Genomic DNA, 12,421 nt, shown 5'->3' with positions numbered 1-12,421 from the left:
CATGGTAGGGCTTTGCCCGTATACCTACCCATGTTAAATCTCCCTTTGATTTTTAGCGAAGTCAAAAAGGAAATTAACATGAGTAGATACGAGCAAGCATCGCATGTGTTCTGGCGATGTCAATATCACATAGTTTGGACGCCGAAGTATCGGTTTAGGGTTTTGAAGAATAAATTAGGCAAAGATGTTTACAGGTGTATTCACGTGTATTGCCAGCAACTCGGCTGCATAGTAGTGGAGTTGAATGTACAGATTGACCATGTCCATCTGGTAGTAAAAATTCCTCCAAAGTTATCCATATCGAATTTAATGGGAGCTTTAAAAGGAAAAATAGCATTGAAGCTATTTAGCAAATATCCGCATTTGAGAAAGAATAAGATGTGGGGCAACCACTTTTGGCAAAGAGGCTACTTCGTTGACTCAGTTGGGATAAACGAAGAGATCATAAGACGGTATGTTCGTCACCAAGAGAAGGTTGAAAGACAAGAGCAAGCTCAGCTAGCCCTTGAATAGAAGGCCCCCTTTTAGGGGGTTAACGCAAAGCCACCTTCTTTAGAAGGTGGATTCTTTACTTTGCTTTCATACATATTCAGCATAAATAGCAGCATGATGACCGCCATCATCGCCCCCATGTAGATAGCCATGTATAAGCGAGTCTCGCTAAAGAAAACGTGTTAAATTGAATATGAATTAAAGTACATCATAACCAACATAAAGGCGGTAGAGGTCAGGGCAAGATCACGAACATTTATTGACCAACTGAGTTAACAATAGATATTACAACTGGACGAAATATAGTGACTGTGATCTTATACTCTCTTTTGCGGAGAGAGTCATGGGTACAGGTGCATTTGAACAGCTTTTTAGTGAGTTAGAAGATCCTCGTCAATCAGCTAAGGTGGCGCATTTATTCACTGATATTTTATTCCTTGTTGTGTGTGCTTCCATCGCTGGTGCCAAAGGCTGGGAAGACATCGAAGATTTTGGTGATTTACACTTTGACTGGTTCCGCGAGAAAGGGCTATTCAAGAATGGATTGCCCGTTCATGACACGATTGCTCGTGTGATATCAAGAGTCGATAGCGAACAATTCCAGCGTTGCTTTATAGGTTGGATGCAGTCAGTCGCGGATTTATCCGACGGGCAGCTAATTGCGATTGATGGTAAGCGGCTTTGTGGTTCATACAATCGTGAAGACCGGCAATCAGCTATCCATATGGTGAATGCGTTTGCAGCCGAAAATAATGTGGTACTGGGGCAAATTAAGACCCAGAGTAAGTCGAATGAGATCACAGCCATTCCAGCCTTACTGAACCTGCTGGATATCAAGGGTTGCTTGATATCAATAGATGCGATGGGCTGTCAAACTACTATTGCGGAGAAGATTATAGAGAGCGGTGGTGATTACCTTCTGGCCCTAAAAGGTAATCAAAAGGAACTTCATGATGCCGTGCGCAATGAGCTTGTGGGTGCCATAAACCAGGAAGTCATTTGCCTGGAGAAACATCATGGACGAGGCGAAGCGAGAGCGTACCATGTTATGGATGCGGCATCGTTAGTGAATAGGTTCCCTGAATGGAAAGGGCTGAAAACAATAGGCGTTACGCTAAGCTATCGTCAACCAAAAAACGGTAAGGAATCTTTGGAATACCGGTACTACATTAGCTCAGCCGCTTTGACCAAAGCACGCTTCGCCAATGCCGTGCGAAGTCATTGGGCAGTAGAAAACAGTCTTCATTGGGTCCTTGATGTCTCGATGAAAGAAGATGACTGTCAGATATATCGTGGCAATGCCGCCGAAATCCTGTCGGGGGCGAGGAAACTTGCCTTGAACATGCTTCGCGCGGAGACAACCAGAAAAGTGAGTGTGCCACGGAAACAGAAGCGTGCGCATGGCAGCACTGATTATTTGGAAAAGGTGTTAGCGGCGGGTTTGGTAGCGTTGAACGATATTTGAACGTTCATGCTCTCACCCTGCGGTAGAGGTAAGTATCATCACGAAAAATTTAGTATATTTAGTCATGTTTAATTCCTTGAATTCTAGATTAATGTTTCATGTATTTAATTAAAACTGAGGCCGAACAGCTCACGAGTAAAAAGCCAGTCATTGCTTCTATTCCAGCAAGAAATCTCAAATGAGAAGTCGCTTCAATCTGGCCTAGCCCAAGCGTGGTCAAGTTGATTAGCGAAAAGTAGAAAAGCTCAATAAACTGGTTTAAGCTGCCACCCTTTAAGTTCCCTAGGTCTATTGCTATAGAAACTTTAAAAGCAAATGTAAACCACAGAGCTGCTAGCAATTGAGACGCTGCAATCCCACAAAACAGTACAATTAAACCGCGTGCTCCATTGCGAAGACGAACTATGAATTTCGTCAAGTACTGCAATATACGGTAATGGCTAATTGCACTTGCAATAATTGCTAGTAATGCGACTGACAACTGAATCAGTAACGCCATAAACTGTTGGGACAATTCAGACATTAGAACCACACTCGGGCACCGAGAACCACACCTGCTTCATGCACAGGATCGCCTAGGCCACGTAGATTATCCGCTGAGTTTCCCAAAGCTCTAGACCAATAGGCACCAATATACGGGGCAAATTCCCGTGAGACCTCCATTCGATAGCGAAGGCCAACACGAATTGAATTAAACCCAGAAGGTCTATCAAACCGTTCTGACTCAGAAAGTGAAGCAGAGAGTGATATTCGCGGTTGCAAATATGAGGTTTGTGAAATGCGATAGTCATACTCGGCTTCCATTGAGACACTGACATCACCTTCTTCGTTAATAATAAGTGAACTATCTACTTCGAATTGATAGGGAGCCATTCCAAAAAGACTAATAACAGCATAATTTTCCATATTACTGTCACTCGTCAATTCGCCACGGGCGCCAATTCCAACCTGAATCTCCCAAAAGGGTGCAATTAAGCGACTAGCAAGCAATTCAGCTCTTTCAATGTCGGTTGGTTCACCATCGTTTTGTTTATTTTCACCTTCACTTTTAAAATAAAGACGGTACGTGTCGCCTCCATACCATGCGATCATATCCCAAACCGCGATGTTCTCCTCACGGTTGTTGCGAGCTACTTCTAGCCTGTCAAATAGAACAATACCATTAAGTGTGTCTTTGACCGGCGATGGCCAGCTTTCAGGCGTTTCTTGTGCGACAGTGCGAAGTGTAGCGGTAAGTATTATTAGTCCAAATATAATTCGCAAATTCATGAAGATACTCCTTAAGAAACGTTTACAACGCGGAACATACCAGCGTCCATGTGATATAGAAGGTGACAATGAAATGCCCAATTGCCAGGTGCGTCAGCGTTGATCAGTAAAGAGACTTTTTCGCTCGGTTTGAGACTGATCGTGTGTTTACGAGGGGAAGGGGAGTTACCATTTTCCAGCTCCATCCACATACCGTGAAGATGGATGGGGTGATACATCATCGAATCATTGACAAGAATGAGACGCACGCGTTCCCCGTACTTAAAGTGAATTGGCTTATCCACTTCAGTGAATTTTTTTCCATCAAAAGACCACATGTATCTTTCCATGTTACCGGTCAAATGCAGTTCGATGGTTTGTGTTGGTTCACGGTTATCTGGCCACTGCTTGGCACCTGTAAGGTCTGAATAAACAAGTACCTTGTGAGAAACTCCATCAAACCCTATTCCAGGGTCGTCTAGTCGGCTGATCGGATTTTTGGCAATCATAGACGCACCTGGTCCGTGACCGTCCGGTGAGTGCGTAATAGGGATTCCGTCCACAGGAACTACCTTGTTTTGCATCGCTGCCATCGAATGATTAGGACCGTGATTTTCTTGGCCACCATAAGTCTCCTTGTTGTTCGTAGCGTCCATTGAATCCATGTCAGCCATTCCCGACATCCCCATAGCGTCCATACCTAATTCAGGCATTGGGCGAAGTGCCGGGATACTTGCTTCTTTGCCGACAGATGTTGCCAATGTGCCTCTGGCATAGCCACTTCTGTCCATGCTTTGTGCAAAAATGGTATAGGTTTTAGTATCTTTGGGTTTTACGATGACATCATAGGTCTCTGCAACAGCGATCCGTATTTCACCTACTGTTACTGGCTTAACAGGCTGACCATCTACTGCAACAACTGTCAGATCCAACCCTGGAACTTGGAAATCAAAATAGGTCATTGCTGACCCGTTAATAAGCCTAAGGCGTATGCTTTCTCCGGGTTTGTACAATGCAGTCCAGTTTGTTTGCGGGTCACGGCCGTTCATCAGGTATGTATAGGTCGCGCCGGTTACATCGAGTATGTCTCTTGGGTTCATGCGCATACGAGACCACATTGCTCGTTCTTTGACCGTATTGATCAGTCCTTGGCTCTTTATATCTTTAATCGTGTTTTCGACTGTACGCTGCTGATAATTATAATAGCCCTCAGCAACTTTAAGGTGACGGAAAACATCGTGAGGGTCTTCAAAGGTCCAGTCGCTGAGAATAATGGTGTGCTCCCGATCTGCACCGATGTCGCCATCTTTTGGTTCAATAACCATGGGGCCAAGGTGCCCAAGCTGCTCCTGAAGACCTGAATGACTGTGGTACCAATATGTACCGTTTTGTTCAATATCGAATTCATAGGTAAAGGTACTGCCAGCGGCGATACCGGGAAACGATACGCCAGGTACACCGTCCATCGTGTAAGGGAGTATCAATCCGTGCCAGTGGATTGACGTACTTTCAAGCAAGTTGTTAGTTACATTTATAGTGACATGCTGACCTTCTTTTAGACGCACTAACGGGCCCGGTGACGAACCATTAATTGTAATTGGTAGGCCAGCTGCGCTTGCAATACGCTTGTGCTGCCTGCTAATCATCATATCGATGTTTTCCCCGCTGACAACGTTGTTTCCAAAACTTGGTTTTAACTCTTGCCCAGCATGAGATAAGCCCTCTGGATTAGCCCAGGCTGGTGAAATTTGACGTAAAAGCGCTGTCCCACCTAATGTCAAAGCGGCAGACTTAACGAATCTGCGCCTATCTTTATTTAATTGGTTTAACATAAATTGTTCTCTAATTTGATGGATAGATTCAGACACATGCTTACGTTAAAACGGACCGAGCATGTACCGAGTTTTCGTAGTTAAAACTAGAACGGGCTTATGCTATTGGGGGTCTAAGCAATCTAGAAGGAGGAGACCGTAGTAAATCACCTTCGAATAATGAGAAAACATAATCAAATGACTTAATTTTGTAGTGATAATTGCCGGTCAGTAGCCAAATTGTAAAACAATTTCCATGAGAACAATCGCAAGATCCTGTGCAGCACTCCTCATGACAGCTCTCATCAACATTATCTTCAATGTGCATTTGAACATGCAGCTTTGCTTGTTCAATTTCCGGTGTTCCCTTCATGGATGAGATGTTGCCAGTACCTTCACTTTCGCAACCCAATACAGATGAACCATAAGTCACACTTGCAATAAGCATCAAGCACTTGATAAGTGTACTTAAAGCTATTGTCGTGTGGTCGTCGTGAGTCATCTAAATTTACAATCCTTTAATAGCTGCAATTCGACACAGTGTAAAAATTACCTATCCGCGCATAACATTTACAGCGTCAGATGGCTTATGCCGTTTGCTTAGTATGTATTTACGGTTTACCTAAGACAATCCAATATTTGTGCCATAAGTTCTTTAATACGTGATATTGCTGTTACAATTATCAATCAATGAGCTGAATAAAGTAACGATTTTCATTCGTCGGAAAATACGGATTACAATTTAGTGTGAGATTACTTCTACTAAAATCAGAATGTGGAAAAGAGTTATGCAGACCTCAGTTACCTATCTATATAACAGTAAAATCATTTTCTTTTGCGGCTAAGATAAAGCTTCTCTGCGGTAATTATCAGAAACAAGCCCGCTAATGACGTCCAAATTACGATGCTATCCGTTTTCACCTTAACGACGATGAAAGCTATCAGTACAATTAAATCTAATGTAATGGCGGTTAACAGTATAAACCGGTTGGCAGAAATTTCTTTACGCAGGTAGTTTAGTACGCCCCAGTGAATCGCAATATCCATCACCAGATAGAAAATCACACCCAAAGAAGCGATTCTGCTTAAATCAAAAAATATCGTTAACGTCATAGCAAGGACTATTGTATATACCAGCGTGTGTTTTTGGATATTTCCTGGCATACCAAAATGGCTGTGTGGTACAAGCTCCATGTCAGTTAGCATCGCTAACATACGCGATACAGCGAATACACTTGCGATGACGCCTGACACGGTAGCAATTATCGCAAAACCGACTGTTATCCAAAGTCCATATTGTCCGAAGGCTGGTTTTGCTGCTTCTGCCAATGCATAATCGCGCGCTGCGACGATCTCCTGGATTGATAGGTTTGTTCCAACTGCTGCGGCAACTAATAGGTATATGAAAATACAAATCGCAATTGAAATGACTATTGCGCGACCCACGTTTTTACGTGGATTTTCGATTTCACCGCCACTATTTGTTATTGTAGTAAAACCTTTAAATGCCAATACGGCTAGCGCGACGGCCCCCAGAAAGTCAACAATCGAAGCGTCGGTCGTTTGAACAAAAGTGTCAACAACTCCTCTTTGGGCCGCATATATTCCTCCAGACGCTAATACCGCCAATCCTAAAGCTTTGGCGATTCCCATTACAAATGAAATAGATTGGATAGCCTTGTTACTCATAATGTTTATGAAAAAGGCAAAGATCAATACTGCTACACCTAACGCTGGGACAAACCAATCGTTGGGTTTTGTATTAATTATTTGTACGGTATATTGACCAAATGTCCGCGCAACTAAGCTTTCATTAATTACCATTGAAAAGTACATGAGTAATGCGAAAACCGCAGTGGCAGTCCCCTTGCCATAAGCTTTTTGTAAAAACATGGCAATCCCTCCTGCAGAAGGATAAGCATTGGATAACTTCACGTAGGAATACGCGCTTGCTGATGTGATCATTGCCGCTATGATAAAGGCTAATGGGAACCACTCGCGGGCCAATTCAGCCACTTGTCCGGTCAAAGCAAAGATACCTGCACCGATCATGACACCTGTACCCATTGCAACCGCGCCAATAAGACTGAGACTTCCTTCTTTGTAATTTGACTTGTGTTGGTGCTTCCTCACAACCTCACTCCATAGTTTATGAATCCAATGAAAGGCTTATAATTCGTGCGCTCGGTTAATACCATGTGCCATTATTTTAATCTCTTGTTGTTCGGTTTCTATAATAGAATCAAGTAGTTCTATTTGATGCCCAACGACCATTTGCTTCCTTAGATACGAAAATAATTCGATAATTTGTTGATGGCGTTTCATAACGTGCTCTATGACCTGTTCATAAGTAGTGCAATCATCTAGGTTAGGCGGACACAGCAAAGGTATGTCAGGCTTATCGTTTATGTACTCAACAAAATAAGTATCCAATTCTCCGGTTTTACCTAAGTTTTTGAAGGCTAAGATCAGCTTACTTAGGTGGTTTTCATGCATTGCGAGATAATCGAGTACAAGTTTGTTCAAATCCGTCTTCTTACAACAGCAATGCAGTTGTTCAGCGAGAGCCTTATGGTAATTAGCTGTCCACTCTAAAATGTCACTGAATTGCTCAATTTGCATTTGTTTTTCCTCGAAATAACGATAACTGCTAAGTTAGGCTACCGAACATAAGTAATTAACTCATGACGCTGCTATTACTGTTTGATTACATGTTTGTAATATTCCTCATGAATAATAGTCTGGAGCAGCAATTGTCGAGCAGTTGATTAGAAAACCAAAAGCTAAATCTTTCACTTAAAAGGCTGAAAAAGCTGCGAGATATAATTTTGTGGGTAATTAGGTTGACTACCAATTCCTAGCTCCCCATTACGTGGTGAGGGTCGTTCATTAGAATTGGTGACGAATGTGCCAAGGAGGTGATCCCATAAATGTGTAAACAACCCAAAATTAACGTCACCTCTGGTACCGTCTTTTACGTGATGATGTCGGTGACCTGGGGCAACAGCCCAAACATATTTTAGCGGGCCAAGCCGCATATCAACGTTAGAGTGTTGCAACAGCAACTGTATGGTAGCACTAAACCCTAACAATGCGCCTATTTCTAAGGGCATACCTATCAAAAGTAATGGGAGTGTACCTGCACTTAGTTCAATCGCTTGGTGAAGGGGATGCTTTAACAATCCATTGAACCCGTACATTCGTTCAACGCTATGATGAACCGCGTGTAAGCGCCAAAGCACTTTGTATTTATGACTAAAATAATGTGCCATCGTTATCCCAAAGTCAGCGACGATGATGGCAAAGCCAAGTTGTACTAGTAGTGGCCAATGGTGAGGCCAAATACTGAAGTGGGGCACTATCGCGGTCATTATTGGGATAAACGCGACCGTGAGAGCCAAAGAGCCTTCATTGACAATGGCATGCACTATATCTCGCCCGAAATCTCCCTGCGGTGTATTCCATGCTTTTTCATATGGTAACCATTTCTCAGCTACAAAAGATAAGGCGATGGCGAATAAAAGCAGGGGGATAAGCCAAGCTGGAGATCCTGTGTTTTGGGAAATACTGGTTGCAGCAAAGATAAAGCTTAAAAAAAATAATGGACTGAACATCCATTGGACCAACGTTCTCATAGTATTTACACATTCGCGTTTTTATTGATGCGTATATTATTCCCTAGTCAAACTTGATTCGGCTTGTATCAAACGGCTAATTACTGTGAATTTTAATGGTGTGCGGTTTGAATAACGAGGAAGGTGCAAATCCAAACAGCTGTTTAAACGTTTTACTCATATGAGGTAAGTCAGAAAAACCCGAAGCATGGGCAGCCTCAGTCAATGTTGCTGACTTACTCAGTTGTTCTATTGCGGCGCGCACACGCCACCAGACAATAAAACGACTAATAGGTATACCCACTTCTTGCTTAAAAAGATGTGTGAGACGACTTGGGGACAAGAAAACCTTCGATGATAAAAACGCCATATCGATTGCACAACCTCGCTGCGAAGCAATAATGTCGATGACCGCTCGTACCCGTTTATCCTCTGGGCGCGATGAAAGCGCAGGACTGTAGACTAGCCCTACCGCTTTATTTACTGTTTTCCACACTTTGTCGATATCGACGTCAGTAAATAGATGCTGAGAAATGTATCCCAATTCTTTACCAGTAAGCGGCAGAGTATTAATTCCATCACTCCTGGTTTGACGCAAGGCAGTGAGAAATTGTTGGTTATGCCTATCCTCAGGCTCTAAATAGATGACTACAATTTGATCATCCTGCGCAAAAAGCTTGTGAGGGACATCTTCGAAAATCACAATACATTGTCCGGTGTGAATACTTTGTGCCTTGTAATCTTGAACCGAGATGTCTCTGTCTAAACCAATGCAAATTTGGACTGCATGATGTGCATGAACATCATTATCAGGACTGACTCCGATGTAATCGCTTTGTAGGGCCACAAATGAATATGCATAGCTGCCTCAGAATCAAAAGTTCAGGCTAGTGTTTTTTGCTTCACAAATCTATACGCATGAAGAATGTTAGCCGATAGATACACGTTAAGGCGAGTGCGCACAGTGAAACTGTGTGCTTCTTACACTTTTAAGTGTGTAAATAATTTAAAATGCCACAGTCCCTAATGGTTTTGTTTTGATCACACTTTGACGCCATATTTTCGAGTGATGACTTTAATGCGTTTAGCTCTTCAATGCGAATAATGACGTCTGATAAATGCTTAGCTATTAACGTATTGATATTTGAACAGCTCTGATCTGGCCTCGAACGACTGTCCATTAGCGTTTTTACTTCCATGATAGACATATCTAATGAACGACACTGTTTGATAAACAGGAGTTGTTCAATAGTCCCCTTGTCGTAGACACGATAATTTCCACTTGAGCGCTTAAGCTCAGGCAAGAGCCCCTTCTTTTCATAAAAACGAATGGTCTGAATACTACAACCTGTCGTCTTTGCGACATCACCAATTTTCATTTTTTTCTCCTAACCGTTGACTCTATACCAAGTATAGACTTTATACTCATTTTATTCATCAGTAAAGAGTGTGTTTCCAATGAGCGGATGTGGGTGCGAAGTTGAAATAAAAGACCAGTCTCAACGACAGGTTTTGTATTGGCTTTTGGGAATAAACGCGACAATGTTTGTTATAGAAATGGGGATCGGGTTGCTTGCTGATTCAACCGCATTAATAGCCGATTCACTTGATATGCTCGCCGACGCAGTTGTCTATGGTGTTGCCCTTTATGCTATTGGTAAATCGCTATTGCACAAAGCGAATGCGGCTAGAATTAGCGGCTTTTTTCAGATGGCATTGGGTCTGTTGATTATCATTGATATTGTAAGACGGTCAATTTACGGTAGCGAACCTGTATCAGGATTAATGATGGCTATGGGGGCAGTTGCACTGGTTGCTAATGTCATTTGTCTTGTGATCATACGCAAACAAAGAAATGAAGAAGTGCATATGCGGGCAAGCTGGATATTTTCAGCCAACGATGTGATTGCCAACTTAGGCGTTATTTTTGCTGGCGTTTTGGTGTTTTGGCTCGATTCTCGATGGCCTGATCTGGTTATCGGTGTGATAGTTTCGTGCGTTGTGTTGCGCGGGGCAAAAATGATCCTCGAAGAGGCTGGAAATGAAAGACAGCGAGCGCTTAATGCGCAAAGTTGTTAAGAAAATGCCAATTTTTAATTGCACATCAAAACTGCGTAGGTTGGCATGGCTACTTATTACTTTGCTCATGTGTCAATCGGGCTTTTCGTTCGCCGCTCAATGCGATGACTACCCGGCGGAGGTATCGTCAGTCCCTGAACAATCAAAGTCCATAGGCACTTATGATGTTCCCGAAAAAAATGTAAATGCTGGTGATAATACGTCGAGTGAAGAGTCTAAGTGTTTCCATTGTGTGCTGTGTCAATGTGGACAGATTAAGTTTCTGGCACAACACCCAATAAATGACGTAGCTAAACCGTTATATACCATATATGGACCCTCTCCGATTGCAAGACACCGTGTTGACTAATTAACGTGATTCATTGCTGCCATATATTCGGCTTTTTAGTGAAGTCATGTGGCTTCTAGCCTTGATGGTTGTTCGCATCTTGTTGTCTCATCAATCCGGCGGCCTCGAAGGCCCTTGGTATAATCTGATTTGAACAAGATGGTTATGAACCGTTAATCATCAGTACGTTGTCTTTTGCAATGCGTTGATAGGCTTCCTGTTTTCGTTTACGTGCTTACTACTGGTTTGGGTTTGACCGGCTAAACCGCAGCTTTATTTATCTGCCCTGGCAGATAATCCTGTTGATGGTGCAGCATGGCCCAGGCCATTCTCGCCATCTTATTGGCCAGCGCGACGCAAGCTTTGTTAAAGCTCATTCGCGCTAAGCAAGCCCGACACCACTGGCTCACTTTATCGGTTTTATCACCGATATGGCGCAAGGCGGCTCTGGCACCGTTAATCATCTGGGTGCGTAAATACGTATTCCCGCGTTTGCTGATACCCAGCAATCTCGGGTTATCTCCCGTTGTATGTTGTTTGGGGACGATACCCAACCAAGCGGCTAAATGTCGACCACTATTAAAAGCCTGTCCTTGTCCAATACCTGCATATAAAGCAGTAGCAATCAGTGGCCCAATACCGGTCATGCTCATTAAGCGCTCGCATACAGGGTGGTTTTGTGCAAATGCTTTCAACTCCTTATCCATTTCCTTAATGCGCTCCCGTAACACCAACAAATCGTTGAATAAACCTTGAAACAGTTGGCGAGCTAGCATACTCAATCCATTATCAGCCTCTTCCAAGGTGAAAGGTAATTCTTTCACCACGGTCGCTACGCCCCGTGCATACACAATACCGTATTCAGCCAACGAGCCTCTTATCTGATTACTCAACGCTGTTTGCTGCGCTATCATACGCTCTCGAATACGATGCATGAGCTGAATATCTTGTTGTTCCTGAGACTTAAACGGCACAAATCGCATCCCTTCACGCTGTGAGGCCTCGGCTATCGCCTCTGCATCATTGTAATCGTGTTTATTGCCTTTTCGGTATGCCACAACATATTGCGGCGCGATGGCTTTGACTTCATGCCCCGCTTTTGTCAGCTCACGACACCAATAATGGCAACTGCCACAGGCTTCCATCACCACGATACTTGGCTCCAGTTGGCTAAAATAGGACAGCACCTGATAACGCTTTAACTTCTTCTTTTTGAGTACTCTGCCGGACTGATTCATAACAACTAAATGAAAAACAGACTTGGCGATATCTAAACCTATTGTTACCTTATTCATGTGACCTTCTCCTTCTTGATAGTGATTCAACAACTCTATCTTGGCTCATTTGAAGCCTTTATGGGAGGAGAGGGTCCATACCATTAATC

At 43.1% G+C, this 12,421-nt stretch carries 13 protein-coding genes and 1 pseudogene; 3 read left to right on the top strand and 11 right to left on the bottom strand.

All coding sequences use genetic code 11. The annotated features are described in order from the left end of the window. The first annotated feature begins 78 nt into the window (after nt 1-78). Nucleotides 79-513, top strand: a complete 435-nt coding sequence (gene tnpA, locus C6Y40_RS24540; RefSeq protein WP_105933925.1) for an IS200/IS605 family transposase — start codon at nt 79-81, stop codon at nt 511-513. A 50-nt stretch (nt 514-563) separates the two neighbouring features. Here tnpA and C6Y40_RS25335 read toward each other — a convergent pair. Further along, nucleotides 564-704 (bottom strand): annotated as a pseudogene (locus C6Y40_RS25335) (DUF305 domain-containing protein); the annotation flags it as partial. Nucleotides 705-835: 131 nt separating this feature from the next. Here C6Y40_RS25335 and C6Y40_RS24530 point away from each other — a divergent pair. Next, a complete protein-coding gene (locus tag C6Y40_RS24530) occupies nt 836-1,957 on the top strand; it encodes an ISAs1 family transposase (protein WP_105937012.1) in 1,122 nt (373 codons plus the stop codon). Nucleotides 1,958-2,045: 88 nt separating this feature from the next. Here the strand turns inward: C6Y40_RS24530 and C6Y40_RS24525 are convergent, their stop codons facing one another. From C6Y40_RS24525 to cadR, 9 genes are all read right to left on the bottom strand, one after another. Next, entirely contained in the window at nt 2,046-2,480 is a 435-nt protein-coding gene (locus tag C6Y40_RS24525; RefSeq protein ID WP_170308586.1) for a two pore domain potassium channel family protein, read from the bottom strand. Continuing rightward, nucleotides 2,480-3,226 carry a copper resistance protein B gene (locus tag C6Y40_RS24520; RefSeq protein WP_105937010.1) on the bottom strand — a complete coding sequence of 249 codons (747 nt, stop codon included), beginning with the start codon at nt 3,224-3,226 and terminating at the stop codon, nt 2,480-2,482. The genes C6Y40_RS24525 and C6Y40_RS24520 overlap by 1 nt, the downstream gene beginning before the upstream one ends. Nucleotides 3,227-3,237: 11 nt before the next feature. Beyond that, nucleotides 3,238-5,037 (bottom strand): copper resistance system multicopper oxidase, encoded by a 1,800-nt coding sequence (locus C6Y40_RS24515; protein WP_105937013.1) that lies wholly within the window; start codon nt 5,035-5,037, stop codon nt 3,238-3,240. A 97-nt stretch (nt 5,038-5,134) separates the two neighbouring features. Next, nucleotides 5,135-5,518: a hypothetical protein gene (locus C6Y40_RS24510; protein ID WP_071980008.1), complete on the bottom strand. Its 384-nt coding sequence runs from the start codon at nt 5,516-5,518 to the stop codon at nt 5,135-5,137. 323 nt (nt 5,519-5,841) lie between these two features. Further along, nucleotides 5,842-7,149 (bottom strand): APC family permease, encoded by a 1,308-nt coding sequence (locus C6Y40_RS24505; RefSeq protein WP_105937009.1) that lies wholly within the window; start codon nt 7,147-7,149, stop codon nt 5,842-5,844. Between the two features lie 36 nt (nt 7,150-7,185). Beyond that, nucleotides 7,186-7,638: a hypothetical protein gene (locus tag C6Y40_RS24500; protein ID WP_105937008.1), complete on the bottom strand. Its 453-nt coding sequence runs from the start codon at nt 7,636-7,638 to the stop codon at nt 7,186-7,188. A gap of 170 nt (nt 7,639-7,808) precedes the next feature. Further along, nucleotides 7,809-8,651 carry a sterol desaturase family protein gene (locus tag C6Y40_RS24495; RefSeq protein ID WP_105937007.1) on the bottom strand — a complete coding sequence of 281 codons (843 nt, stop codon included), beginning with the start codon at nt 8,649-8,651 and terminating at the stop codon, nt 7,809-7,811. A gap of 76 nt (nt 8,652-8,727) precedes the next feature. Continuing rightward, nucleotides 8,728-9,477, bottom strand: coding sequence for a helix-turn-helix transcriptional regulator (locus C6Y40_RS24490; protein ID WP_105937006.1), 750 nt, complete (start codon nt 9,475-9,477; stop codon nt 8,728-8,730). 142 nt (nt 9,478-9,619) lie between these two features. Then, the gene (gene cadR / locus C6Y40_RS24485) at nt 9,620-10,009 is read right to left on the bottom strand and encodes a Cd(II)/Pb(II)-responsive transcriptional regulator (RefSeq protein WP_105937005.1); all 390 of its coding nucleotides are present in this window, start codon (nt 10,007-10,009) and stop codon (nt 9,620-9,622) included. A gap of 79 nt (nt 10,010-10,088) precedes the next feature. Between cadR and C6Y40_RS24480 the strand changes: the two genes are divergently transcribed. Further along, nucleotides 10,089-10,709, top strand: a complete 621-nt coding sequence (locus tag C6Y40_RS24480; protein ID WP_105937004.1) for a cation efflux transmembrane domain-containing protein — start codon at nt 10,089-10,091, stop codon at nt 10,707-10,709. A gap of 588 nt (nt 10,710-11,297) precedes the next feature. On the opposite strand, the gene C6Y40_RS24470 is transcribed toward C6Y40_RS24480, so the two are convergent. Continuing rightward, nucleotides 11,298-12,332 carry an IS110 family RNA-guided transposase gene (locus tag C6Y40_RS24470; RefSeq protein ID WP_105933601.1) on the bottom strand — a complete coding sequence of 345 codons (1,035 nt, stop codon included), beginning with the start codon at nt 12,330-12,332 and terminating at the stop codon, nt 11,298-11,300. Nucleotides 12,333-12,421 lie beyond the last annotated feature (89 nt).

The organism is Marisediminitalea alba (assembly GCF_002993365.1).
Lineage (GTDB): Bacteria > Pseudomonadota > Gammaproteobacteria > Enterobacterales > Alteromonadaceae > Alteromonas > Alteromonas alba.
This window is presented reverse-complemented; position numbering and strand designations above follow the sequence as displayed.